Here is a 23,817-nt window from a genome sequence, read left to right on the forward strand (position 1 = left end):
GGCCCCCTTGCAGGTGCTCATCCCCTGGGCTGTCGGCGCTGACCTTTGGCCCGGTTGTTTTTAGACATCCTTCGCCGCCTGTCGCCTGTGGCTTCGGTTGAGCGGCCGGTGGTGTGGTTACACGCCCCGCCCCGGCGACCCGGTGCGGCCCGTCTCCCCACCCGATGCTTCGTCGGCACCGCGTGTTGCCGGTGGGGATGGAGGGAGTATGAGGCAATGTTTACGCCCGAGGATAAGTTTTTGCTCGTACCGATCCGCAAGCCGGCCAACCTATTTTGATCAATTGACCCCGCCCCCCAACCGGGGTCTGCTGGTTCCATGACCACTATGCAGCAGCGCCCCTCGCCAAGTTGGAGCCGAAGAGCCAATGCTCTTTGGGACGACGTGGCCTATCACCTGTCCCCGCCCGGCCTTGTGGTCGGGGCGGTGTTCTTTGCGCTGTCACTGACGCCATCGCTCCTGCCGCGCACCGAAATTGTGCAGGGCGTGCTCTCCGGCTGCTGCTTTGCTCTCGGTTACGCTTTTGGCAATCTGGGCCACTGGCTCTGGGGTTTTCTTGGGCTGAAAGTGCCGCCGGGGCGCGTGACGCGGGCGCTCGGTGCCATTGCCGGGCTGGTGTGCCTCGGACTTGTGCTACTGGCGCTCTATTACTCCAACACCTGGCAGAACTCGGTGCGGGCGGTGATGGGCATGGCGCCGGTGGACGAATACCAGCCGTTGCTGATCGCCTCGATGGCCCTGCCGGTGGCGGCGGGCCTGCTTATACTGGGCAAATTGCTGGTGACACTGATCCGGCTGGTCTGGCACTGGCTGATGCCACACCTGCCGCGCCGAGCGGCCTTCGTTTTGGCCACGGCGCTGGTGATTGCCCTGGTCAGCGTCCTGGTCAACAACCTCTTCCTGCGCGCGGCCCTGCGCGCCGCCGACGGCTTTTACGAGCGGCTCGATGCGCTGGTGTCGACCGAGGCAGAGCCGCCCGCCCATTGGTACCAAACCGGCAGCGCTGTCTCGCTGATCGACTGGGAGAGCATCGGGCGCGACTCGCGTCTTTATGTGCAATCGGGGCCCGACGCAGCGGCCATCACCGCGATCACCGGCAAGCCGGCCATGGAGCCGCTGCGTACCTATGTCGGGCTGCGCTCGGCCCCCAGCATCGAAGAGCGGGCTGCGCTGGCCTTGGCCGAACTCAAGCGCATCGGCGCCTTCGAGCGCTCGGCGCTGGTCCTGGTCATGCCGGTGGGCACCGGCTGGGTGGACCGGGCGGCCATGGATACGCTCGAATATCTCCACGGTGGCGATGTCGCGAGTGTTGCGGTGCAATATTCCTATCTTACCAGCGTGCTCTCGCTGTGGATCGAACCTGAACTGGGGACCGAAACGGCCCAGGCGCTGTTCAACGCGGTCTATGGCTATTGGACGCAATTGCCGGTCGAGGAGCGGCCGCGGCTCTATCTTCACGGCTTGAGCCTTGGGGCGCTGGCCTCGCAGAATTCCACCACGGTCTATGACGTGCTGGCCGATCCGTTCAATGGCGCGCTCTGGGCCGGGCCGCCGTTCTCAAGTCCGATCTGGAGCCGGGTGACACAGAACCGGCAAGCGGGTACGCCCCAGTGGCTACCGCGTTTCGGCAATTCCTCGGCCATCCGCTTCATGAACCAGTCCGGCGCCAGCGGCTGGGAGGGTCTGCCATGGGGACCGATGCGCATTGTGTTCCTGCAATATGCCAGCGACCCGGTGGTGTTCTTCTCCTTCGATGCCGATTGGCGACGCCCCGACTGGTTCGACGAACCCCGCGGCCCCGATGTATCGCCGGCGCTCAACTGGTATCCCGTGGTCACCTTCCTGCAACTGGCACTCGATGCGGCGCTGGCGCAAACCCCGCCCGTGGGCTACGGACATGTCTATGCCCCGGCCGATTATATCGACGCCTGGTATGCCGTGACCCAGCCCGCCGGCTGGACACCGGCCTCGCTGGAGGCGCTGAAACTGGCCATCGACCCCGACGACTATGCCGTGATCCGCAAATGACCCCGACCACCTCAGACAAGCCAATGGACCTGGCGCTCTCGCTGGCTGCTGAAGCGGCGGCGCGTGGCGAGGCGCCGGTGGGTGCGGTGATCATGGAGGGCGACCGCGTGCTGGCCGCCGAGGGCAATCGCATGCAGGCGCTGGGCGACCCGACCGCCCATGCCGAAATGCTCGCCATTCGCACGGCGCTCAAAGCGCGCGGAACCGGGCGCCTCGATGGCTGCGATCTCTATGTCACGCTCGAACCCTGCGCCATGTGCGCCGGTGCCATCGCCCATGTGCGGCTGCGGCGCGTCTATTTCGCGGCAGAAGACACCAAGGCCGGAGCGGTCGAAAACGGCGTGCGCCTGTTCGAGCAGCCTACCTGCCACCATCGGCCCGAGGTGATCAGCGGGCTTTCGGCCGGCCGCGCCGAGGCGATGCTGGTGGACTTTTTCAAAAAGCTCCGGGACTAGATCCCCGACCTATCCAGCGCCGGTGTTCGCTCTATATCACGCCATGTAAAAAATCATTGACATAATGTTTGGTGTGATCGATATAGGGGAAACAATATTTTCCATTTGGAGGCTCACACATGACCATGCGCGAAAAAGTGGCCTGGATTTCCGTCGTCGCGTCGCTGGCGACGTTCGGGTGGTATTTCTGGTCGGTGTGGGCGGACTATTCGGTCCGCATGTTCGATGGCGACGCGCTGTTCTGGAGGTTCGTCTGGTGCACTGTCCTCGCCATTGCGATCATGCTGCCCGCAAGCCTGCTGGCGGCCTGGCTGGGCAAGCAACAGTTCGATCCGCCCGCCGACGAGCTGGAAGTCCGCATTGAAGCGTTTTCCAACCGCATCGGACTGGTCCTGCTCGAATTCGCGCTCGTAGGCATCGTGCTCCTGAGCAAGACCATCACCGATATCGCCCGCGCCGACTTCCAGGTTGATCCGGTGGGCGCGACAGCGATCATGCTGGTCAATCTGGTTCTGTTCGCCACCGCCTTTGCCGCAGTGGTGCGCGAGATCACCATCATCATCCAGTATCGCCGGTACGCCTGATGCCGCCCCCACCACCCATTTCAAACACGATACGCCGCCTGCGCTTTGACCATGGCGAAATGACCCAGCAGCAGCTGGCCGACGCCATTGGCATGACCCGCCAGACCGTGGCGGCCATCGAGCAGAACAAATATTCACCCTCCCTCGAAGCCGCCTTCCGCATCGCCGAAGTGTTCGGCGTCGAGATCGGTGCGGTCTTCCAGTGGAAGGCCGACCACAAGCCACAAGCTTAGGAGTGACCCGGATGAAAGCCTGGTTTGCCCGCCATTATGGCGGACCTGAAGTGCTGCGCCTTGAAGAGGCGCAAACGCCATCGCCCAAGCCCCACGAGGTGCTGATCCGCGTTCACGCAACCACGGTCAATTCCGGCGACGTGCGAGTGCGCGGATGTGATTTTCCCTTTGGCATGAAGACGCTTGGCCGGCTGGCGCTGGGCTGGAACGGTCCGCGCCAACCGGTTCTGGGCACAGAATTCGCCGGTGTGGTGGAGACGGTAGGGCAGGGCGTGACGCGGTTCCAGCGCGGCGACGCGGTCTATGCCTTTGTCGGCATCAAGATGGGCGCGCATGCCGAATATGCCCTCGTTTCCGAAACCGGGCCGATGGCGAAGCTGCCCGAGGGCCTGGATTTTCACCAGGCCGCCGCGCTTTGCTTTGGCGGGACGACGGCGCTGCACTACCTGCGCCTGGCAGGTTTGAAGCGCGGTGAAACCATGTTGGTCCTGGGCGCCTCGGGTGCCGTGGGCATGGCGCTGGTGCAACTGGGCAAGCATCAGGGCGCGGTCGTGACGGCGACCACCAGCACGGGCAATCTTGATCTTGTCGCGTCGCAAGGCCCGGATCGCGTCATCGACTACAAGACCACCGATGTCGCCGCGCTCGCTGACCGCTTTGACATTGTCGCCGATGCGGTGGGCGCCATGGATTTCGGCACCGCGCAAAAACTATTGAAACCCGATGGCCGCTATCTCGCCATTGCAGGGGCCATGGCTGAAATGCTGGGCAGCCTGCGCAAGGGGCCCGAGGGTCGGCGGATGATTGCCGGGCCGGCGACGGAGCGGGTGGAGGATGTGGTCGAGTTGGGACGGCTCGCCGCGGCGGGACATTTCCGCCCCCATATCGATCGAGTGTTCTGCTTTGCCGACCTGCCGGCGGCGCATGCCTATGTCGATACCGGTCGCAAGCGCGGCAGTGTGGTCATCGCCGTTGCAGAGTGACTACTTCGGGTTGCTGTCGATGACCGGGATACGGTTCTGGATATAGGCCTCGATCTTGCTCTCCAGCATCCATTTGAACCGGTCTTTTTCCTTGTCGGCATGCCCGATGATTTCGCGCACCCGCCAGAATTCCATGGCGCCGAAACTGGCGACATGGGGCCGGATATAAATATCGGGCGGGTAGGCCGCCATCATGTGCGCCGTCAGCGAGTGCATCATGATCTGGGCTGAACCGAACCAGATATCGATGGCCTTGTGGTCGGTTTTGGTGAGGTTGGCCGAAGGATCGCCGGCCACATCGATGCCAATCAGGAAATCGGTGTCGATGTCGGCCTGGTCGAGCGGCAGCGGATTGACCACGCCGCCATCGACCAGCAGGTGGTTGTCATAAACCACCGGCTTGCAAAAACTCGGGATCGCCAGGGATCCGGCGATGGCCGGTCGCAGGAGACCCGAATTGAACACCACCTGATGCCAGGACTGGAAATCGGTGGCCACGACATAAAGCGGCACCTTGAGCTCGCGGAACTCGAGCGGAAAATTGTCGGGCAGAAAGGCATCGACAATGCTGGTGGCATCAAGCTGCATGGAAATGCCGTTCTTGAGCAGCCCGCCAATGCCCCGCACCTGTGTGGCCCAGAGCTTTGCGGCAATGGTGCGCAGGGTGCCAAGAACCTCGAAGGAATGCTCGCGCAATTCCTTGCCCGACATGCCGGCCGCCCAGCCCGAGCCGATCAGCGCTCCTATGGAGGTGCCCGAAATCACCGATGGCTTGAGCCCCAGTTCATCCATCGCCTCGATGTAGGGAATGTGGGTCAGCCCCCGCGCTGAGCCGCCGCCCAGCGCCACGCCGATCCTTGGTCCACTCGTGGTGTTCATCCTGCCGCGCTCCACACCCTTCATGCGCAGCCGGTCCGCCAGCGCCCGGCCACGCAATTCAAGCGGCGTGGGTGGACGTTGCGGCGGGGCCGCATCCAAGACGGTTCGAAGAGAGCTTAGAGCAGTAAGATTGAAGAATGGTTCAGCTTTCGCGGGCGATTTCACGCCACCCGATGTCGCGTCGGGCAAAGCCTTCTGGCCAAACAATTGCGTCCACGCCTCTGTAAGCACGTTCCTGTGCCTCTTTCACCGATGCCCCGAGCGCGGTCACATTGAGGACGCGCCCACCATTGGCAAGTAAACGTTCGCCCTCGCGCTTCGTTCCGGCGTGGAAGACGGTCAGCGTGTCGCTATCGAGGGTATCGGCGCCGGAAATTTCGCTGCCCTTGCCATAGTCGCCCGGATAACCCTTGGTCGCCATGATGACCGTCAATGCAAACGCGTTTTTCCAGGTCACATCGTGCCCGGCCAGGGTGCCCGTCGCGACGGCATGAAGCAGGGGGACGATGTCGCTTTCCATGCGCAGCATCATCACCTGCGTTTCCGGGTCGCCGAAGCGGGCATTGTATTCGACGAGCTTGGGACCGTTCTCGGTCAGCATCAGCCCGGCATAGAGCACTCCGGCATAGGGCGTGCCGCGCTGGGCCATGCCGCGCACCGTCGGCGCAATGATACGGGCCATGGTCTGATCATAGATGTCGCGGCTCATGATCGGGGCAGGCGAATAGGCGCCCATGCCGCCGGTATTGGGACCCTTGTCACCATCAAAGGCGCGCTTGTGGTCCTGGGCGGTGGTGAGCGGCAAGAGGTCCTTGCCGTCGGTCAGGACGAAAAGACTGACCTCCTCGCCCTCCATGAATTCCTCGATCACCACCGAAGCCCCCGAAGCACCGAACGCGCCGGAAAAGCAATCGATGATCGCTTCTTCGGCTTCTTCGACGCTCATCGCCACGGTGACGCCCTTGCCCGCAGCAAGGCCATCGGCCTTGATCACAATGGGCGCACCCTGGGTGTACAGATAGGCCAGCGCCGAAGCCTCATCCTCGAACCGGCCATAGGCGGCGGTGGGAATATCGAATTCGTCGCACAGCGCCTTGGTGAAGCTTTTCGAGCCTTCCAACTGCCCGGCCTCTTTCGAGGGGCAGAAGCAGGTGATCCCGGCGGCGCGCACATCGTCACCCAACCCCGCCACAACCTGCGCATCAGGCCCGACAACCACGAAGTCCACGCCATTGTCGCGGGCGGCAGCGATCACGGCGGCATGGTCGTTGATGTCCACCGCCAGATTGGTGGCGATCTTTTCGCTGCCGCCATTGCCCGGCGCCACGAACAGCGCCTCAACCAGCGGTGACTGCGCTATCTTCCAGGCCAGCGCATGCTCGCGTCCACCCGAACCGATGACCATTACGCGCATGTGCTGCCTCCGTACCTTGCTGCGCGCGTGATGCACGAGAGCGGCGGGGGAGGCAAGGGGGAAGCCTACATCTCGGCTGCTTTGAAGATCGGCGTGATATCGCCATTCCACTCGCCGTGGAATTTCTCCAGCCAGCGCTCGGCGGGGGACTTGCCGCTGCGGACGGTTTCCTCCAGCGGCGCCAGATAGATGGTTTCGTCCTGGCCCTTGGCATTGAGGCGATTGCGGCGCACGAGGCCGGCTTCGGCAATGCCCACAGCCTGGGCGGCAATATCGAAAATGCTGGAGCGGTCGAACGGGGTGGCGAGGCCGAGGCGCGGAACCTCGCGGCGCAGGTGCTCGCGCTGCTCGTTGGTCCAGTCCTTGACCAGTTCCCAGGCGGCTTCGAGCGAAATCTCGTCGTAGAGCAGGCCCGTCCAGAAGGCCGACAGCGCTACCACATGGGCTTCGTCACCCATGTCGGCGCCGCGCATTTCAAGGAACTGCTTCAGCCGAACTTCCGGGAACAGGGTCGAGAGATGGTCCTCCCAATCCTTGATCGTCGGCTTCTCGCCCGGCAATTGCGGCAGGCGTCCTTCGAGAAACTCGCGAAAACTTTCGCCGGCGACATTGATATATTTGTGGTCGCGAATGACGAAATACATGGGCACATCAAGCGCATGATCGGCATATTGCTCGAAGCCAAAGCCGTGGTCGAAGACGAAGGGCAGCATGCCGGTGCGGTTATCGTCGGTATTGCGCCAGATCTCGCTGCGGAAGCTGAGATAGCCGGTGTCGCGGCCATTGGCGAAGGGCGAATTGGCAAAGAGCGCCGTAGCCACGGGCTGCAAGGCCAGCGACACGCGCAGCTTCTTGACCATGTCGGCTTCGCTTGAAAAATCGAGATTGGTCTGCACCGTGGCCGAGCGATACATCATCGATGTGCCCAGCGTGCCGGTCTCGCCCATATATTTGGTCATGATCGCATAGCGCGACTTGGGCATGGACTTGATCTCGTCCACCGCCCAAAGCGGAGTGACGCCCAGGCCCAGGAAGTGAATGTCGAGCGGCGCCGCGACCTTTTTTGTGACGGCCATATGCTCGGCCAGCTCGGCGGCTGTGCCATGCAGGTCCGCCATGGGCGAACCGCTGAGCTCGAACTGTCCGCCCGGCTCGAGCGAAATGCCACCGGCGATCTCGTTGTTCCTCAGGCCGATTGGATTGTCCCCATCATAGAAGGGGTGCCAGCCGGTCTCCTTTTCGATGCCATCGAGCAGCGCGCGAATTCCCTGCTCGCCCTCATAGGCGACCGGCCGCAGCGGATCGGTGTGGAACACATGCTTTTCGTGCTCGGTGCCGATGCGCCACTGGTCAGCGGGCTTGCAGCCACGGGACATGGCCTCGATCAGGTCTGCCCGCGTTGAGATCTGGGGCGAGTGGGTGTCGGCGCCGGCCATGAAGTCCTCTTGGATGAGGGTTAAGAGCGTTTCCAGAAAAAGTGGCTATCACTTTTTCGGTTCGGAAACGCGACGATCAAAATCGAGGCATTCGCCATTCAGGGGCGGATGCTCCGTTGGGGCGGCAAAATAGCGACAGCAAGGCGGAAAGCAATCGCCTTTTATCGCCAATCACCGATGATCGCCTGAATGAGTGCCATTGCGGCCACCGCAGCGGTGTCGGCCCGCAGGATTCTGGGGCCAAGGCTGATGGGGATAACGAAAGGTTGCGCATGCAGTTTCTCGCGCTCCGCGTCGGAAAATCCGCCTTCAGGACCGATCAACAGGCCAATGCTTTGGCCAGCCAAGCGTTCCAGCGCCGCCACCGGCGATGACGACGCCTCGCCCTCGTCAGCGAATAGAAGCGTGCGGGTGCCGTGCGTTTCCGGCCAGTCCGCCAGCAGCCGGTCGAGGCTGATTTCAGCGGCTATTTCGGGCACGTTGAGCACTTCGCATTGCTCGGCAGCCTCCACGGCATTGGCGCTCAACCGGTCGGGCTTGAGTCGATGCACCTGGGTAAATTGGGTCATCACCGGCTGGATCGTGCCCACGCCCATTTCGACAGCCTTCTGGACAACATAATCCAGCCGCTCGCTTTTGAGCGGCGCAAAGCCATACCAGAAATCGGATTTCGGCGTTTGCGGCGCGATTTGTTCGATGATTTCGAGGGTAACCGATTTCTTGGAATCACCGGTCAACCGGCAGAGCCAGGCGCCGTCACGCCCATTGAACAGCACCACCTCGTCGCCCACGCCCTTGCGCAGGACCGCAGCAAGGTAGAGCGACTGATCCTTCCCCAACGTCAGATTGCCGCCGGCGGCAAGATCGGGTTCGACGAACAGGCGGGCAAGATGGGCATGAGATCGGGGCATGGATATTCGCTGGTTGCTAGTCTGCCCACCATAGTTGCCGTTTTCATACCAGCAACCCCTCATCCGGCGCTGCGCGCACGCCTCTTAATCCTAGCCCGTTTCACGTTTAGCTGAACGCGCTGCCCTCTTTCCTCCCTCCCCCTTGTGGGGAGGGTAGCGACGCTAGGCCGACAGGCCATAGCAGAGCTGGGGTGGGGGTGACGCGACCTCCAAAGGCTCCGAGCAAGAGGACATGCCGACACCCCCACCCTCAGTCCTTCTCTCCTCAAACCTCTCCACCGGAGAGGTTTGCCCTTCGGGACGGGTCGAAGCCCACAAGGGGGAGGGAGGCGATGGAACCGCGTCCGCCTGAGTGTGAAATGATCTAGCCCTCTCGAGGAAAGGGGTGGATCGGCCTTCGGCCGAGACGGGTGAGGGGGTGGCTCCATGAAGCGTCAGGCGCTATGAGGGGCAAAACGCACCAGCAGGTGGACTATGAACACCCCAAATCCCACCGGCACCGTTGCCGACGCGCAGCAGGACAATTGGCTTGATCGTTATGCGCCCGAAGCCGTCAAGCCTTATGGGCGGCTGGCCCGCTGGGACCGGCCGATTGGTTTCTGGCTGCTGTTCTGGCCCTGCGCCTGGGGTGTCGGGCTGGCGGCGGTGGCCGAGCCGCTGTTCGGTTTTGGTTGGGGCGCGGTGCTGCTGATGTTCATCGGCGCCGTATTGATGCGCGGCGCGGGTTGCACCTTTAACGACATTGTCGACCGCGACATCGATATGAAAGTGGCCCGCACTCGCTCGCGGCCCATCCCCTCGGGCCAGGTGAGCGCGGCCGAGGCGACCTATTTCCTTGTGGCGCAGGCGCTGCTGGCCTCTGCGGTATTGTTCCAGTTCAACCGCTTCACGGTCTGGGCGGGGGTGGCGTCGCTGGGGCTTGTGGCCATCTATCCCTTCATGAAGCGCATCACGTGGTGGCCGCAGCTGTTCCTGGGGCTGGCCTTTTCCTATGGCGCGCTGGTGGGTTGGACCAGCCAGACCGGCGCACTGGGCTGGGCGCCGCTGGTGCTCTATGCCGGCACCATCCTCTGGGTTATCGGCTATGACACCATCTATGCACTGCAGGATGTCGAGGATGACGCGCTGGTCGGCGTGAAATCCACGGCTCGCCTGTTTGGCGCTAATGTCCGTCCGGCGGTGGCGACGCTATATGCGGGCGCCTTTGTACTCTGGAACGTGGCCGCGCTGATGGCTGGTGGCGGCATGATCTTCTCGGTCATCTCGCTGGTGGCCGCCGGCCTTCTGGCCTGGCAGCTCTGGACGCTGGACGCCACGGTCCCGGAAAATCCGCTGATCCGCTTCAAGAATAACCATTTCGTCGGTGTGGTGCTGACCCTGGCCCTGCTGGCCGACTGGGTCTGGTAAACAGGCGCCCAAAAGCCAAAAGGGCCAACCGCACCACCGGTTGACCCTTTTAGGGCTTGCTTTGGAGGCAAGTTAATCAGTGCGCGTCGGCCTGGCCGGGCTTGCGGCGATTGAGAAAGCGCGGGCGGCGCGAGGCTTCGGCAGCCAGCTTGCGGCGCGGGGTTGCGCCACCAAACATGACGCCATCGACCTGCTGGCCATAGGGCATATAGGCACCGTCGCCGGCCTTGATGAACAGCGGCAGGCGGAGCTTCTTGCCCCAGTTCTGCCATTCGGCGACGACGTTGTGATTGCCCTCTTCCTCGAACACCTTGTAGTTCAGCTCGGCGTCGGAATGGACCAGCTCGATGGAACTGGTCAGCTGCCCGTCCTCGGAAATGCTGGTGGCCACGGCCACGCCGATAAATTCGGTAACCGGGACCTTGATCTTGACCGCAACGCCGCTGTTTTCCAGCTGCTTGCGAACGGTCACGGTCTTGACCGGATCCTTGGGACCATTGTCGTTGGCCGCGGTAAAGCGGCGCTCGGCCAGAGCCGGGCGGCCGAAGGCCAGAACCACTGACGAACCTTCCATCGCAACGCCATGAACCATTTTTGATGCCTTCCTGTAACTTCGAGAGCTGTTTTTTGCGCTCCGTTTGTATGGGCAATCTAGCGCACCCGCTTACCTGCCCCCTTAATCGGTTCGGTTAAATTTATGTTGTTTTCCCGGAGGGTTAGCAGGGTGTTGCACCTAGTTATGAGCGGTTAACCCAGTCGCTTGGCAGCCTGTTTACCCTGCCATTTTTCCGCCCCGCCCCGCCGCTCTTGTCCAAAGCTCACGCGATGCTCTAAAAGGCGCGCACAATGCCCGCTTACGCTCCACCCTATGATGATGATCTCGAACTGCTCCGCTCTACGGCGGTGGCGGCCGGCATTATCGCATCGAGCTATTTCCGGCGGGATATAAAGAGCTGGACCAAGGAGAACGCTTCGCCCGTGAGCGAGGCCGATATCGTGGTCGACCGGTTCCTGGCCGCCAATTTATTGCAGGCCCGCCCCAGCTATGGCTGGCTGAGCGAAGAAACGGTCGACAATCCCAGCCGCCTGGATTGCGAACGAGTGTTCGTGGTCGATCCCATCGACGGCACGCGGGCGTTTCTCCGTGGCGAGGATTATTGGAGCGTATCGCTGGCGGTGGTCGAAAACGGCGTGCCGGTGGCAGGCGTGGTCTTTGCTCCGGCGCTCGATGAACTCTACGACGCCTATAAGGGCGGTGGCGCCAGGCTCAATGGCAAGCCCTTGACCCGCTCGCGCCGCGCTGGTGATGCGCCATTGATCCCGGCGCCAGGCGCGGTGCATCAGGAATTGCAGGCGTCAGGGCTCGATTATGCCCGCGGACCGGCCTATCCCTCGCTGGCCTATCGCCTTGTGCAGGTCGCCACCGGGCGGCTGGATGCCGCGGTAGCGCGCCGTGGCGCGCAGGATTGGGATATCGCAGGCGCTGCGGTGATCCTCGCCGAATGCGGGCTGGATTTTGCCGATGTCTGCGTCGGGTTCCCTCAATTGAACAAACGAGATGTGCGTCACGGGGCGCTTGCGGCGCTGGGCGACATGAGCCTAAAACCCGTGGTCCATGCGGCACTGCTCAAGGTCTATGGCTGCCCGCCAGCAGACGATGCCGCATTGGCCCAAACCCAATTGCCTCAAACGCGGGACTGACCGATGGCTGACAAGACCGACAAGCAACTGCTGCACCTGGTAATCGGTGGCGAACTTTCGAGCCTGGAAGGTGTGACCTTCGCCGATCTGGACAAGGTCGACATCGTCGGCGTCTATCCCAATTATGCGGCGGCCGAAAAAGTGTGGCGCGCCAAGGCCCAGCAGACGGTGGATAGTGCGCAGACGCGTTATTTCATCGTCCACCTGCACCGCCTGCTCGATCCCGAAAGCGCTGGCGCCTAAGCGTTTGCCTTCAGGCGCTGGATAATCCCAGCGCCCCAAGGATCTCGTCGAGGGCTCCAGGCCCGCCAATGCGCTCGCGGCCAATGGCCCCCAGACGCGCCCGCTCCTCGGCATTGCCGAGGAGATCCCCCAGCGCCATGCTGACATTGCCCGCTTCGGCATCGACCACCACGCGGGCAGCGCCGAACAGCTTTTGCTCATCCTCGAAGCGCGAGCGCCGGTCGCGCGGATTGACGAAAGTAATGACCGGCTTGCCCAGCCCCAGCGACTGAATGCTGGCGGTGCCGGCCTGGCTCAGCACGACATCGGACTGATCAAGCAGATTGCCCATGGCCCGGCCGCGCGCCATGTGGACGACGAGGCCATCCCCGCTCAGCGTGCCCAGGTCATCGGGTTCGCTCGAAAGCATGGGCACGCGCGTGAGGCCCGCGGCTCTCGCCAGCTCCTCGACCCCGACGCTGCCCGCGACCGCCAGGAAAATATCGGGACGCTTTTCGGCCGGCAGGCGCCGCAGGGCCGCGATCTGCAGGGCGAAACTTTCTCCGGTGAGGGCACGGCTGCCGGGCAGGAGCGTTACCGCCAGCGGCTGGCTGCGCCGGCTCGCCGCGTCATAGTCGCCGCGCGGAATGGTATCCATCATCAGGTTGCCAGCGGCCCGGGCGTCGACCCCGCTCTGGCGTAAAGGCACGGTCAGCGCCTCGGCCCGGCAGAACACCAGTGCACAGGCGCGCTTGATGGCCTGCCGCTCCAGCGCCGAATAAAGCCGCGCGGCGCCGGTCTTGTAGACGTCTAGATAGACGAGATCGCGATTGCCGGTGAAAAGGCAGGCGAGCACGCCCACCATATCGCCCACCACGATGATCCGATCATAGCGGCCGCGCATGGCCCGCAGGAACTTCAGGGCCGGTGGGATGGTGCGCAGCCCGCCATTGACCACGTCGCGGCGCAGCGAGCCTTTGACATTGCGCCAGCCTTCGGAAGCCAGGGTCGCGCGCGGCCCGACAATCGGACAGATGCCATCATAGGCCTTGCCGCTGCCGATCATCGGATAGGCTTCGGCGGAAACCTGGGGCGGGAACTGGGCAATCAGCTGGGCTGCAATGGCATCTTCGCCGTGTCCGTTGGAAATGATCAGGAAGCGCTGACGCGACGCAACCTCACTCACCCCTAGTTGCCCCGGCCGAAGCGTTCGAGAGCCTCGTTTGCAACGACCACATCGGCATAGGCCTCCTGCCGATCAACGCTCCAATAGAACAATTCATCAAGTGGGATCGGCTTGCCGGAGATGGCGCAGCGCACGAAGCTACCCGGCTTGAGCACGACATAGTCGCCATCGAGATAGCGTAAACTGGCCTCCGCGGGGGCAAAGCCCTTGTCGAAGATGTTCATGAGCTCACTCCTTGCCTTGGCAATGGGTATAGATGGCTATCGGGCCCATCAAAAGAGACTTTCCTGAGAACCGTTATCCGGGCCTGATCGGCTCGGCTTGCGGCGCAGTGCCGGGGCGCCCGCCACCACAACGCCCACTTCGCCATCGGCAAAAGTCAGGTTCAGCGCATCGCCGGGCCGCGCATTGGCCTGGCTGCTGATCACATTGCCGGCCTCGTCCTGCACCAGCGCATAGCCCCGTGCCAAGACATTGCGATAACTCAGGGTTTCCAGAAGCTTGCCCAATTGCCCCAATTGCTGGCGGCGTCCAAGGGTCAGCTGGCTGCCGGCCTGGCCCAAGCGCTGGTCCAGCGGCGACAACTGGCCCCGGGCATGGCGCAGCTCGGCGCGCAACGGCTGGGCGGAGAGCCGCGGCAACAGCCGGGCGAGGGCAGTCTGCTTGCGTTCCAGCGAGGTTGCGACGGCCCCCGGCAGGCGGCGCGAGGCGGGATCGAAGGTAAGGCGCGCCCGTTCGACGGTTTTGACGAGACCCGACTGCCCCCGGCGCCCCAGATTGATGAGACGCTCGCCCAATTCGGCGTGGCGCTGACGCACCAGGCGCGGCTGCATCGCCGCCGACAGGTTGGAAAAGGCGATGCGGCGGGCCTGGACAAAATGCCGAAGCGCGCCGGAAAGCTCACTCGAGGCAAGGTCAAGGCTCTGGCGCTGCGTCGAGACGAGATCGGCCGGGCGGGGCAGGCCAGCCCCGGCGGCCCGCAAGCGATCCTTGAGCGAAGCGAGGCTCCGCCGCGCCGCCTGGCGCTGGCGGGCGCCCTGGTCATCGACATAGGCGATCAACTCGGCCCGCACCGGCACGGCGGCTTCGGCCGCGGCCGTGGGTGTCGGCGCCCGCATGTCCGAGGCATAATCGATCAGTGTCGTATCGGTCTCGTGACCCACTGCCGAAATGACGGGGATGCCAGAGGCCGCCACGGCCCGCACCACCGCTTCTTCATTAAAGCCCCACAGATCCTCGATCGAGCCGCCACCGCGCGCCACGATCAGCAGATCAGGCCGGGGGATTGGCCCATTGGGCAGGAAGGCGTTGAAGCCCTCTATGGCATTGACCACCTCGGGCGCGCAGGTCTCGCCCTGCACGCGCACCGGCCAGACCAGCACATGGCTGGGGAAGCGGTCGTCGAGACGATGCAGAATATCGCGGATGACGGCGCCAGTGGGCGAGGTGATGACGCCGATGACGCGCGGCAGATAGGGCAGGGCCCGCTTGCGCTCACGCGCGAAAAGACCCTCGGCCAACAGCTTCTTGCGCCGCTCCTCAAGCAACGCCATCAATGCACCGGCGCCGGCCGGCTCGATATTTTCGATGACGATCTGATATTTCGAGGAGCGCGGGAAAGTGGTCAACCGCCCGGTGGCGATCACCTCCAGCCCTTCCTGCGGCTTGAAGGCGAGCTTTGCATAACTGCCCTTCCACACCACCGCGTCGATGGAGGCCGCATCGTCCTTGAGCGTGAAATAGGCGTGACCGGAGGAATGCTGGCCGCGAAACCCCGAGATTTCACCCCGCACCCGCACATGGCCAAACTCATCCTCGACCGCGCGCTTTACCGCCTGGGCGATCTCGGAAACGGTGAACTCGGAGGCATTGGTCAGAAGCTGAGACATGCGTCTCCGGTGCGCCAAAGCGCGGAACGGGTCAAGGCGCTACTCGGCCGCGTCGTTGTGGGTCGGCAGGGTGGGGATCTGGCTCACGTCCACACTGCGCTCAGCATGCCAGGTGTCGTACGCGATTTGCATGCCAACCCAGAGGCGAGGCCCATTGCCAAAAAGTTTCCCCAAGCGCACGGCCATTTCTGCTGATACGGGCTTCTGCTCGGATAGAATGTCATGAAGGTGCTGGCGAGAAATCCCCAGCAACCGAGCTATCTCTGACTTGCTCTTGCCCGTCGCAGGAATGACATCCTCGGCCAACAACTCGCCTGGATGCGGAGGACACCAATCGCCGCGTACAGCCGGAATGGATTCAGTGATATTGTTCGAAGTCGACATCGATCGCATCCTTGTCATCAAATGAAAACGTGATGCACCACGGTCCATTGACGTGAATTGTGTAGCGCACGGGCGGGGCACCGCGCAGGGAGTGAAAGTTGAAACCTGGGACATTGAGGCCCTCGGGGGCAACGGCAATGTCCAGCGCCTGTAGGCGCCGCCGAATGCGGGGCAGCAACTTCTGATCAAGCTTGCCGGACCGGCCACTCTCCCAAAGTTCCGCCAATCCCTTGTGCCGAAAGCTACGGATCATGGATTTGTGTAAGCATTTTGCTTACATCTGTCAACAATCCGCTTACAGTCGCTACTCGGCCGCCTCCGCCTGCTCGGGGCGTTCCAGATTGCCCATGGACTGGACGATGTGATTGGCGAGGGCGTCGTAAATGCCGCCATAGGCGTGGCTGCCGCGCATCAGGGCGATCTGCGCGTCGGCCAGGCGGGGCAGGCCATATTCATCGCCGATCACGCGCATGCCTGGCTGCAGGGCGCTTTCGGGTAAGAACCCGACGGCCAGATCGGACAGCACCGCCGAGGAAATTGCGGTGGCATTGGACGAGGTATAGGCGACGCGATAGTCGAGACCGGTGCGCTCCAGCTGCTCCATGGCGTCCTTGCGCCAGATGCAGCAATTGGGACCGCAGGCAATGGCGAGCGGTTCGCTGGCCAGCGCCCGGCCACCATGGCTCGACACCCAGAACATCTTTTCGGTGCGGAACAGTTCACCGAAATTATGGTCGGTGCCCTGGGTGAAGACGATGAGATCGTAACGCCCGGCGCGCATGCCGGTGAGCAATTCTTCCGACGCCATGCAGGCGACATCCACGGCAATCTTGGGATGGGTGCGCTGGAAGCTTGAGAGGATCACCGGCAGAAGGCGCACGGCATAATCGTCCGGCACGCCGAAGCGGATCGAGCCGGCCAGGTCGCCATCATTGAAATGATCGAGAATTTCCGCATTGGTGCGCAGCATCTTGCGGGCCCGCTCATAGAGCAGATCGCCATGATGGGTCAGGCTGACGCTGCGCCCGTCGCGGGTGAGCAGGGAATGGCCAAGCCGCTCCTCGAGCCGCTTGATCTGCATCGAAACCGCAGACTGGGTCTTGTTCACCCGCCGCGCTGCTTCCGTGAAGCTGCCGCAATCGGCAATGGCGCAGAAGCTTTGCAACTGATCGAGGTCCAACGGGGCTACCATGGTGTCCATCACGCAAATTGATCATTGAGATGAAATCTATTTGTTGGACGAATGGAAGTCCAGCGCGCTATCTCATGATTATCGGTACAACGATGCGCCGATGCTCCGATGCTCCGCCGGTCTCCCTCCGGCGGCTTCCCATGTTTCTGGAGACTTGAAATGGCTCTCTCGCTGTCCGGCGAGCGGTCAGTCGCGGCTGGCTCGCACGTTCATCCCCTTCGTGCCCTGATTGCCTGGTTTGCCCGGGCCAAAGCTGCCCGTGCCCGCCGAACCGCGCTGCGGAACCTGTTGGCCATGGACCCTGCGCGGCTCCGCGATCTTGGCATCACCCATGCCGATATCGCCGACGCCATGTCCGCAGCCAGCGGCCGGACCCCCGGCATGGTGCTGAATGCGGCGCGGGCGCGCAGCGCTCATCCCTGATCCAGATTGCGGCCGTCGTGGCGGCTGCCTCCCCGTTGGGACGAACACTTTTCCCGTGGGCGTCCCATCTCCAGGACCGGTTTTGCCGCCGGTTCCGTTTCCTGACGACTTGCCGGGCCGTGCTGCGCACGCGTCCGGCCTTTTTTTATCTGAAGCTTTAGAGAAAGCGCACGCCGATATCGGTCTCGGTGCGCCAGGCCACTTCGCAGGAGAAGCGGCGACCATCGTGCATGGCCAGCTCGAACCGATTTGGAATCGGCAGCGAACTGGTCACCACCAGCTTGGCGCCGGCTTCCGACATGTTTCGGATGGTGCAGTCAAAGGTGGAGAACCCATCATTGACGACGATCTTGCCGCCCTTGAGGGTGCGATGCCGCTGGCTGTCGCGAGGTTCATCGCTCATTGATTGTCTCCAGCGCTGGTCAGGGCAGGGCGGCAAAGCCTTCGGCAAATCCCTCGAGAGACACCGGGATGCCGACGCCCTCCTCGGGGGTCTTGAACACCACGAAAATGGCGCTGGTCCCCTCGGAGAGCACCTTGATGATGTCCTCGTCCATTTCAACCTCGGCAATGCAGCCATTGGGCAGGCAGCGCACGAAGGCGACGCGGCCCAGGTCGGTGCCATCGACATTGAGCCCCAGGCCATTTGGCAGCAACACCCCGAGCGGCGCCAGCACGCGCAACAGGCGCGCCTCGCGGTCGGCCGTGCGCAAGACGATCACCGAAAGCCCGACATTGGGTTGATCCTCGGCCAGCACATTCTGGATGATGGCGCATTGCTCAAAGCTGGCGCCGGGCGGCGTGTCGCAGCTCATCTGCCAGTCGCCATATTCGGCGCGCACCGTGCCCTGCGCCATGGCCGGAGCCGCCAGCAGGGACATTCCGATCGCACCAAGCACACCAAGCCGCTTTGCCCAGACCATCACTTCTATCATTGCTCCTGCCGAATCGAGCGCTATGCACATGGCTTCGTTTTGTTTCGGACACGTGTCCGACCCTGTCAACCAAAGCCCGGGATTCCGGCAGGTTTTCAAAGGAAACTACGGCACAGGTGAGGCGGTGGCACCCGAAATGGGCACCAATTTGCCGCAGCGTGGAGCGCCAAGGCCGGAATAGACTCAGCCAAAGCAATGTGATTTAGGTCAGGCACGAGTTTTGCGCTCCGAAGTTGAGTCGGGGCGGCGTTCGCTATGCCGCTATAACCCCCTCCAAATTCGGTGCACGCCGCCAGAACATGTCGATAGGGGGTATATGGTGACCGGGCAGTTCTTTAGGAAGATGGGTGCCGTTTCAGCAGCCGCAATGGCGCTGGTGCCGACAATGGCCTCGGCCCAGGACGTTGGTCGCGGCCATCCTGAGCCGGGTCAGTTCCACCTTCAGGAATCGGTGACCCCGATCATGGACTCCATCGTGGCTTTCCATGATGGCGTCTTGATGTGGACGATCACGCTGATCGTCCTGTTCGTACTGGCCCTGATCATCGTCATTGTCGTGCGGTTCAACGCCAAGGCCAATCCGGTGCCGGCGCGCTTCACCCACAATACACTGGTGGAAGTGATCTGGACGGTGGTGCCGATCCTCATCCTGGCGGTTATCGCCATCCCCTCCTTCGGTGTGCTCTCCGACCAGCTGACCGTCCCCGATGGCGAGCGCAAATATCTGGGCGCCAACCTGTTCTCGGCAGAAGTCGAGGTTCCCGAAGCCACTCTGACCGTCAAGGCCTCCGGCGAGCAGTGGTACTGGAACTACGAATATGTGGATCAGGGTGTCGCCTTTGACTCCAACATTCTCTCCGAAGCCGAAATCGCCGAGCTTAAGCCCGGTCAGCCGCGTCTCCTGGCCGTGAACAACGAGCTGGTCGTTCCGGTCGATACCACGGTGCGCATGCAGATCACGGCCAGCCCTTCGGGCGTGATCCACGCCTTCGCGGTCCCGTCCTTCGGCATCAAGATCGACGCCGTGCCCGGCCGCCTCAACGAAACCTGGTTCAACGCCCGCGAAACCGGCCTCTATTATGGCCAGTGCTCGGAGCTGTGCGGCAAGGACCATGCCTTCATGCCCATCGCCGTCCGCGTCGTGAGCGCTGAAGAATTTGCAACCTTCATCGCGGCCTTCGAAGAAAGCCGTGATTACGCCACCGCAGCTGCCTTGCTGCCGGCGCTGTAAGACAGGGTCAGGGGAACAAAAATGGCAAACACTGCAAACCTCGAGGCCCATGCCACCGGGCACGACCACGCCAGTCACGATCACCACACCCCCACGGGTTGGCGGCGCTGGGTCTATTCGACCAACCACAAAGACATCGGGATCATGTACCTGGTGTTTTCGATCATCGCCGGCGTGATCGGCGGCCTGCTCTCGGGCGCCATGCGCCTTGAACTGCAGGAACCCGGCATCCAGATTTTCCACGGCCTTGCGGCCATGGCCTATGGCCTGGAGGGTGACAGCGCCATCGACGCGGGCAAGCACATGTTCAATGTGTTCGTCTCGGCTCATGCGCTGATCATGGTGTTCTTCACCGTGATGCCGGCGACCATGGGTGGCTTTGCCAACTATTTCGCCCCGCTGATGGTGGGCGCGCCCGATACCGCCTTCCCGCGTATCAACAATGTGGCCTTCTGGCTGCTGCCGCCGGCGCTGATCCTGACCGTGCTGTCGATGTTCTTTGAAGGCCCTGCCGGCGCGCTTGGCTTTGGCGGCGGCTGGACCGCTTACCCGCCGCTCTCGACCACCGGCCATCCGGGTCCGGCGACCGACTTTGTGATCTTCTCGCTGCACGTCGCTGGCGTCAGCTCGATCCTGGGTGCGATCAACCTGATCACCACCATCCTCAACATGCGCGCTCCGGGCATGACGCTGCACAAGATGCCGCTGTTCGCCTGGTCCGTGCTGGTGACCGCCTTCCTGCTGCTGCTGGCCCTGCCGGTTCTGGCTGGCGCCATCACCATGATGCTGACCGACCGCAATTTCGGCACCACCTTCTTCAATCCTGAAGGCGGCGGCGATCCGGTGCTCTACCAGCATCTGTTCTGGTTCTTCGGCCACCCCGAAGTGTACATCATGATCCTGCCGGGCTTCGGCATTGTCAGCCACATCGTCTCCACCTTCAGCCGCAAGCCGATCTTTGGCTACATGGCCATGGCCTATGCCATGGTCGCCATCGGCTTCGTCGGTTTCGTCGTGTGGGCGCACCACATGTACACCACCGGCCTGAGCCTTGATGTTCAGCGCTACTTCGTGGCCGCCACCATGGTCATCGCGGTGCCGACGGGCGTGAAGATCTTCTCCTGGATCGCCACCATGTGGGGCGGCTCCATCACTTTCCGCACGCCCATGCTCTGGGCCATCGGCTTCATCTTCCTGTTCACCGTTGGTGGTGTGACGGGCGTGGTGCTTGCCAATGCCGGCGCCGACCGGGCTCTCCACGACACCTATTACGTGGTGGCACACTTCCACTACGTGCTCTCGCTGGGCGCCGTGTTCTCGATCTTTGCCGGCTGGTACTACTGGTATCCCAAGATGTTCGGCTACATGTACAACGAGTTCCTGGGCAAGCTGCACTTCTGGGTCATGTTCGCTGGCGTGAACCTGATCTTCTTCCCGCAGCACTTCCTCGGCCTCGCAGGCATGCCGCGCCGCTACATCGACTACCCCGATGCCTTTGCGCTGTGGAACCGCGTCTCCTCGATTGGCTACTACGTGACCTTCGTGGCGATGATCATCTTCTTCTACGCCACCTGGGAAGCCAGCCGGAAGAAGCGTCCTGCCGGTGACAATCCGTGGGGCGACGGTGCAACGACGCTGGAGTGGACCCTGTCCTCGCCCCCGCCGTTCCACCAGTTCTCGACGCTGCCCAAGATTGACAGCAAGGACGCGCACTAAGCGTCCCGCACACAGACTTCAGCGGATCGCGCTTCGGTGCGGTTCGCTCCTAAAAGGAAAGACCAGTGGCTCTTATTGACGACAGCAGCGAAGTCTCCGCCTATGCAGGCGGTGCGCGGGTCGAGGATTACCTCGCCCTGCTCAAGCCGCGCGTCATGTCGCTGGTGGTCTTTACCGCCCTGGTCGGCATTCTGGTGGCGCCCGGCGGCATCAATCCTCTGATCGGCTTTATCGCCATAGCCTGCATTGCCATCGGCGCCGGGGCCTCGGGCGCGCTCAACATGTGGTACGATGCTGACATCGACGCCATCATGAGCCGCACGCAGAACCGTCCGATCCCGGCAGGTCGCATGACCCCGGGCGAGGCATTGTCCTTCGGGCTGATCCTCTCGGTGTTTTCGGTGACGCTTCTGGGCCTTGCCACCAATTGGGTGGCCGGCGGGTTCCTGGCCTTCACCATCTTCTTTTATGCCGTCGTCTATACGATGTGGCTCAAGCGCTCGACGCCGCAGAACATCGTCATTGGCGGCGCTGCCGGGGCCTTCCCGCCCATGGTCGGCTGGGCCGCGGTCACCGGCACGCTGAGCTGGGAAAGCTTCGCGCTGTTTCTCATCATCTTCCTCTGGACCCCACCCCACTTCTGGGCACTGGCGCTCTACAAGCAGAGCGACTATGGCGCCGCCGGCATCCCGATGATGCCCAATGTCGCCGGCGAAACCTCCACCAAGTGGCAGATTTTCGGCTATTCGGTGGTCCTGGCTGCCGCCAGTCTCCTGCCGAATCTTCTCGGCTTTTCGGGATGGATCTACGGTGTTGTCGCCGCGGTCACCGGCCTCAGCTTTGTCTGGCTGGCGCTACGCCTGCTGCGGGCGCCAAACGATGTGTCCATGCGCCGCACGGCCCGGACTGTTTTCACCTATTCCCTGAGCTATCTGTTCGTCCTGTTCCTGGCGCTCTTTACCGATCACATCGCCATGCGCCTGGGAGTAATCTGAAATGGCTGAACACACTGGCGCCAAGCTGGCCCCCAATGGCATGACCGAAGAACAGGCCGCCGCTTTCCGCAAGCAGCGCCGCCGCCGTTCCATTGCCCTGGCCGCCGCCCTCGCGCTTTTCGCCCTGACCTTTTACGTGCTGACCATTCTCAAGATGGGTCCGGCACTGTTTGACCGGGCAATGTAATGGCTGACGCAACCGCTCCCTTCCACCACCAGCACCAGGGCGCCCGCAACAAGCGGTTGGCGCTGGTTCTGGCCATGGTGGTGGCGGGCATGGTTGGCCTCGCCTTTGCATCGGTCCCGCTCTATCAGCTGTTCTGCCAGGTCACCGGCTTTGGCGGCACCACTCAGGTGGCATCCGACAACCCCAAGGGCGTTATCGCCCGGGAAATGAAGGTGCGGTTCGACGTCAATGTCGATCAGGCACTCGATTGGACCGTGACCCCCGCCGCCTCGATCACCGATCAGATTGGCCGCGTCGATACGGTCAACTACATCGCCACCAATAATTCCGACAAGCCGGTCACCGGCCAGGCGATCTTTAATGTCGTGCCCGAAAAGGCAGGGTATTATTTCAACAAGATCGAATGCTTCTGCTTCACCGAGCAGACGCTGCAGCCCGGTGAAACGGTGGAAATGCCAATCGTGTTTTTTGTCGATCCCGATATCGACGACAACCGCGAGCTCAACACCATCAAAGAGATCACGCTCTCTTATACATTCTACGCTTCAGACAGTGAGGGAAGCTGAACATGTCCGCCATTGAAAAGAACCATGACTACCACATGGTCGAGCCGAGCCCCTGGCCGTTCGTGATGTCTGTCGCGGTCCTGGTCATGATGATCGGCGCCGTCGCCTGGATGCAGGAGTGGACCCCCTGGCTGTTCTTCATCGGCTTTGCCGGCGTCCTCTACAGCTTTTACGCCTGGTGGTCCGATGTCACCAAGGAAGCCAATGACGGCGTGAGCCATACCCCGGTGGTGCAGATGCACCATCGCTACGGCATGATGCTGTTCATCGCTTCCGAAGTGATGTTCTTCGTCGCCTGGTTCTGGGCTTATTTCGATGGCTTCTTCCGTGTCGACGATATCGAGCAATATGCTCGCGTCGGCTTCACCGGGGGACATTGGCCGCCGATGGGCATCGAGCTGTTCGATCCCTTCCACCTGCCGCTGTTCAATACGCTGATCCTGCTCACCTCGGGCACGACGGTCACCTGGGCGCACCATGCCCTGCTTGAAGGCGACCGCCAGGGCGTGAAATACGGCCTCTGGCTGACCGTTGCCCTGGGCATGCTGTTCTCCTTCGTGCAGTTCCTTGAATATTCCCATGCCGGGTTCTCGTTCTCGGGCAACCTCTATGGCGCGACCTTCTTCATGGCGACCGGCTTCCATGGTTTCCACGTGCTGATCGGCACCATCTTCCTGGCCGTGTGTCTGGTCCGCATCTACATGGGTCAGATGACCCCCGAGCGTCACCTGGGCTTTGAATTTGCTGCCTGGTACTGGCACTTCGTGGACGTGGTGTGGCTGTTCCTCTTTGCCTCGGTCTATGTCTGGGGCAGCTGGGGCGTGGCGCTGAGCCACTAGGCCCAGCTCGCAATCGAACAG

28 protein-coding genes are annotated in these 23,817 nt (G+C 62.5%); 15 read left to right on the top strand and 13 right to left on the bottom strand.

Going from position 1 to position 23,817, the window contains the following annotated elements; translation table 11 throughout:
- The first annotated feature begins 318 nt into the window (after positions 1-318).
- The 5 genes from NIM87_RS15565 to NIM87_RS15585 all read left to right on the top strand — a co-directional run bounded on the left by NIM87_RS15565 (position 319) and on the right by NIM87_RS15585 (position 4,283).
- Positions 319-2,028: an alpha/beta hydrolase gene (locus tag NIM87_RS15565; protein WP_254675618.1), complete on the top strand. Its 1,710-nt coding sequence runs from the start codon at positions 319-321 to the stop codon at positions 2,026-2,028.
- A complete protein-coding gene (locus NIM87_RS15570) occupies positions 2,025-2,483 on the top strand; it encodes a nucleoside deaminase (protein WP_254675619.1) in 459 nt (152 codons plus the stop codon). The genes NIM87_RS15565 and NIM87_RS15570 overlap by 4 nt, the downstream gene beginning before the upstream one ends.
- Before the next feature lie 119 nt (positions 2,484-2,602).
- Positions 2,603-3,067 carry a hypothetical protein gene (locus NIM87_RS15575; protein WP_254675620.1) on the top strand — a complete coding sequence of 155 codons (465 nt, stop codon included), beginning with the start codon at positions 2,603-2,605 and terminating at the stop codon, positions 3,065-3,067.
- The gene (locus NIM87_RS15580) at positions 3,067-3,300 is read left to right on the top strand and encodes a helix-turn-helix transcriptional regulator (protein WP_254675621.1); all 234 of its coding nucleotides are present in this window, start codon (positions 3,067-3,069) and stop codon (positions 3,298-3,300) included. The genes NIM87_RS15575 and NIM87_RS15580 overlap by 1 nt, the downstream gene beginning before the upstream one ends.
- Before the next feature lie 11 nt (positions 3,301-3,311).
- Positions 3,312-4,283: an NAD(P)-dependent alcohol dehydrogenase gene (locus NIM87_RS15585; RefSeq protein ID WP_254675622.1), complete on the top strand. Its 972-nt coding sequence runs from the start codon at positions 3,312-3,314 to the stop codon at positions 4,281-4,283.
- On the opposite strand, the gene NIM87_RS15590 is transcribed toward NIM87_RS15585, so the two are convergent.
- The 4 genes from NIM87_RS15590 to NIM87_RS15605 form a co-directional block, all read right to left on the bottom strand.
- Positions 4,284-5,261 (bottom strand): patatin-like phospholipase family protein, encoded by a 978-nt coding sequence (locus NIM87_RS15590; RefSeq protein WP_254675623.1) that lies wholly within the window; start codon positions 5,259-5,261, stop codon positions 4,284-4,286.
- A gap of 43 nt (positions 5,262-5,304) precedes the next feature.
- Entirely contained in the window at positions 5,305-6,576 is a 1,272-nt protein-coding gene (gene purD / locus NIM87_RS15595) for a phosphoribosylamine--glycine ligase (RefSeq protein ID WP_254675624.1), read from the bottom strand.
- Between the two features lie 65 nt (positions 6,577-6,641).
- Complete coding sequence (locus NIM87_RS15600; RefSeq protein WP_254675625.1) at positions 6,642-8,012, bottom strand: glutamate--cysteine ligase; 1,371 nt, start codon at positions 8,010-8,012, stop codon at positions 6,642-6,644.
- A 161-nt stretch (positions 8,013-8,173) separates the two neighbouring features.
- A complete protein-coding gene (locus NIM87_RS15605) occupies positions 8,174-8,923 on the bottom strand; it encodes a 16S rRNA (uracil(1498)-N(3))-methyltransferase (RefSeq protein ID WP_254675626.1) in 750 nt (249 codons plus the stop codon).
- Between the two features lie 474 nt (positions 8,924-9,397).
- Between NIM87_RS15605 and ubiA the strand changes: the two genes are divergently transcribed.
- Positions 9,398-10,330 (top strand): 4-hydroxybenzoate octaprenyltransferase, encoded by a 933-nt coding sequence (gene ubiA / locus NIM87_RS15610; RefSeq protein WP_254675627.1) that lies wholly within the window; start codon positions 9,398-9,400, stop codon positions 10,328-10,330.
- Positions 10,331-10,406: 76 nt separating this feature from the next.
- Here the strand turns inward: ubiA and NIM87_RS15615 are convergent, their stop codons facing one another.
- Positions 10,407-10,922: a DUF6101 family protein gene (locus tag NIM87_RS15615; protein WP_254675628.1), complete on the bottom strand. Its 516-nt coding sequence runs from the start codon at positions 10,920-10,922 to the stop codon at positions 10,407-10,409.
- Positions 10,923-11,176: 254 nt separating this feature from the next.
- Between NIM87_RS15615 and NIM87_RS15620 the strand changes: the two genes are divergently transcribed.
- Both NIM87_RS15620 and NIM87_RS15625 read left to right on the top strand, forming a co-directional pair.
- Positions 11,177-12,031 carry a 3'(2'),5'-bisphosphate nucleotidase CysQ gene (locus NIM87_RS15620; RefSeq protein ID WP_254675629.1) on the top strand — a complete coding sequence of 285 codons (855 nt, stop codon included), beginning with the start codon at positions 11,177-11,179 and terminating at the stop codon, positions 12,029-12,031.
- A gap of 3 nt (positions 12,032-12,034) precedes the next feature.
- Complete coding sequence (locus tag NIM87_RS15625; RefSeq protein ID WP_254675630.1) at positions 12,035-12,274, top strand: DUF4170 domain-containing protein; 240 nt, start codon at positions 12,035-12,037, stop codon at positions 12,272-12,274.
- A 10-nt stretch (positions 12,275-12,284) separates the two neighbouring features.
- Here the strand turns inward: NIM87_RS15625 and NIM87_RS15630 are convergent, their stop codons facing one another.
- The 6 genes from NIM87_RS15630 to NIM87_RS15655 are packed head-to-tail and all read right to left on the bottom strand — an operon-like array spanning position 12,285 to position 16,904.
- Positions 12,285-13,439: a glycosyltransferase family protein gene (locus NIM87_RS15630; RefSeq protein WP_254675631.1), complete on the bottom strand. Its 1,155-nt coding sequence runs from the start codon at positions 13,437-13,439 to the stop codon at positions 12,285-12,287.
- Between the two features lie 2 nt (positions 13,440-13,441).
- Complete coding sequence (locus NIM87_RS15635) at positions 13,442-13,663, bottom strand: DUF2093 domain-containing protein (RefSeq protein ID WP_254675632.1); 222 nt, start codon at positions 13,661-13,663, stop codon at positions 13,442-13,444.
- 48 nt (positions 13,664-13,711) lie between these two features.
- Positions 13,712-15,328 (bottom strand): exodeoxyribonuclease VII large subunit, encoded by a 1,617-nt coding sequence (gene xseA, locus NIM87_RS15640; protein WP_254675633.1) that lies wholly within the window; start codon positions 15,326-15,328, stop codon positions 13,712-13,714.
- A 39-nt stretch (positions 15,329-15,367) separates the two neighbouring features.
- Positions 15,368-15,712: a HigA family addiction module antitoxin gene (locus tag NIM87_RS15645; RefSeq protein ID WP_254675634.1), complete on the bottom strand. Its 345-nt coding sequence runs from the start codon at positions 15,710-15,712 to the stop codon at positions 15,368-15,370.
- A complete protein-coding gene (locus NIM87_RS15650; RefSeq protein ID WP_254675635.1) occupies positions 15,687-15,965 on the bottom strand; it encodes a type II toxin-antitoxin system RelE/ParE family toxin in 279 nt (92 codons plus the stop codon). Before NIM87_RS15650 ends, NIM87_RS15645 begins: the two co-directional genes overlap by 26 nt.
- 51 nt (positions 15,966-16,016) lie before the next feature.
- On the bottom strand, positions 16,017-16,904 hold the full coding sequence (locus NIM87_RS15655; RefSeq protein WP_254675636.1) for a LysR family transcriptional regulator: 888 nt from the start codon (positions 16,902-16,904) through the stop codon (positions 16,017-16,019).
- 159 nt (positions 16,905-17,063) lie between these two features.
- Here NIM87_RS15655 and NIM87_RS15660 point away from each other — a divergent pair, with 159 nt between their 5' ends.
- On the top strand, positions 17,064-17,327 hold the full coding sequence (locus tag NIM87_RS15660) for a YjiS-like domain-containing protein (protein WP_254675637.1): 264 nt from the start codon (positions 17,064-17,066) through the stop codon (positions 17,325-17,327).
- A gap of 157 nt (positions 17,328-17,484) precedes the next feature.
- Here NIM87_RS15660 and NIM87_RS15665 read toward each other — a convergent pair whose 3' ends face one another.
- The gene (locus NIM87_RS15665; RefSeq protein ID WP_254675638.1) at positions 17,485-17,730 is read right to left on the bottom strand and encodes a PilZ domain-containing protein; all 246 of its coding nucleotides are present in this window, start codon (positions 17,728-17,730) and stop codon (positions 17,485-17,487) included.
- A gap of 19 nt (positions 17,731-17,749) precedes the next feature.
- Positions 17,750-18,250, bottom strand: coding sequence for an invasion associated locus B family protein (locus NIM87_RS15670; protein ID WP_408640085.1), 501 nt, complete (start codon positions 18,248-18,250; stop codon positions 17,750-17,752).
- Positions 18,251-18,578: 328 nt separating this feature from the next.
- Between NIM87_RS15670 and coxB the strand changes: the two genes are divergently transcribed.
- From coxB to NIM87_RS15700, 6 genes are all read left to right on the top strand, one after another.
- Entirely contained in the window at positions 18,579-19,493 is a 915-nt protein-coding gene (gene coxB, locus NIM87_RS15675) for a cytochrome c oxidase subunit II (RefSeq protein WP_254675639.1), read from the top strand.
- Positions 19,494-19,514: 21 nt separating this feature from the next.
- Positions 19,515-21,209: a cytochrome c oxidase subunit I gene (ctaD, locus tag NIM87_RS15680; protein ID WP_254675640.1), complete on the top strand. Its 1,695-nt coding sequence runs from the start codon at positions 19,515-19,517 to the stop codon at positions 21,207-21,209.
- Between the two features lie 65 nt (positions 21,210-21,274).
- Positions 21,275-22,204, top strand: a complete 930-nt coding sequence (locus NIM87_RS15685) for a heme o synthase (protein WP_254675641.1) — start codon at positions 21,275-21,277, stop codon at positions 22,202-22,204.
- Between the two features lies 1 nt (position 22,205).
- Positions 22,206-22,391: a hypothetical protein gene (locus tag NIM87_RS15690; RefSeq protein ID WP_254675642.1), complete on the top strand. Its 186-nt coding sequence runs from the start codon at positions 22,206-22,208 to the stop codon at positions 22,389-22,391.
- A complete protein-coding gene (locus tag NIM87_RS15695; RefSeq protein ID WP_254675643.1) occupies positions 22,391-22,957 on the top strand; it encodes a cytochrome c oxidase assembly protein in 567 nt (188 codons plus the stop codon). The genes NIM87_RS15690 and NIM87_RS15695 overlap by 1 nt, the downstream gene beginning before the upstream one ends.
- A 2-nt stretch (positions 22,958-22,959) precedes the next feature.
- Positions 22,960-23,796, top strand: coding sequence for a cytochrome c oxidase subunit 3 (locus NIM87_RS15700; protein ID WP_254675644.1), 837 nt, complete (start codon positions 22,960-22,962; stop codon positions 23,794-23,796).
- Positions 23,797-23,817: the final 21 nt, after the last annotated feature.

Source organism: Devosia ureilytica (assembly GCF_024273195.1).
GTDB classification, from domain to species: domain Bacteria; phylum Pseudomonadota; class Alphaproteobacteria; order Rhizobiales; family Devosiaceae; genus Devosia; species Devosia ureilytica.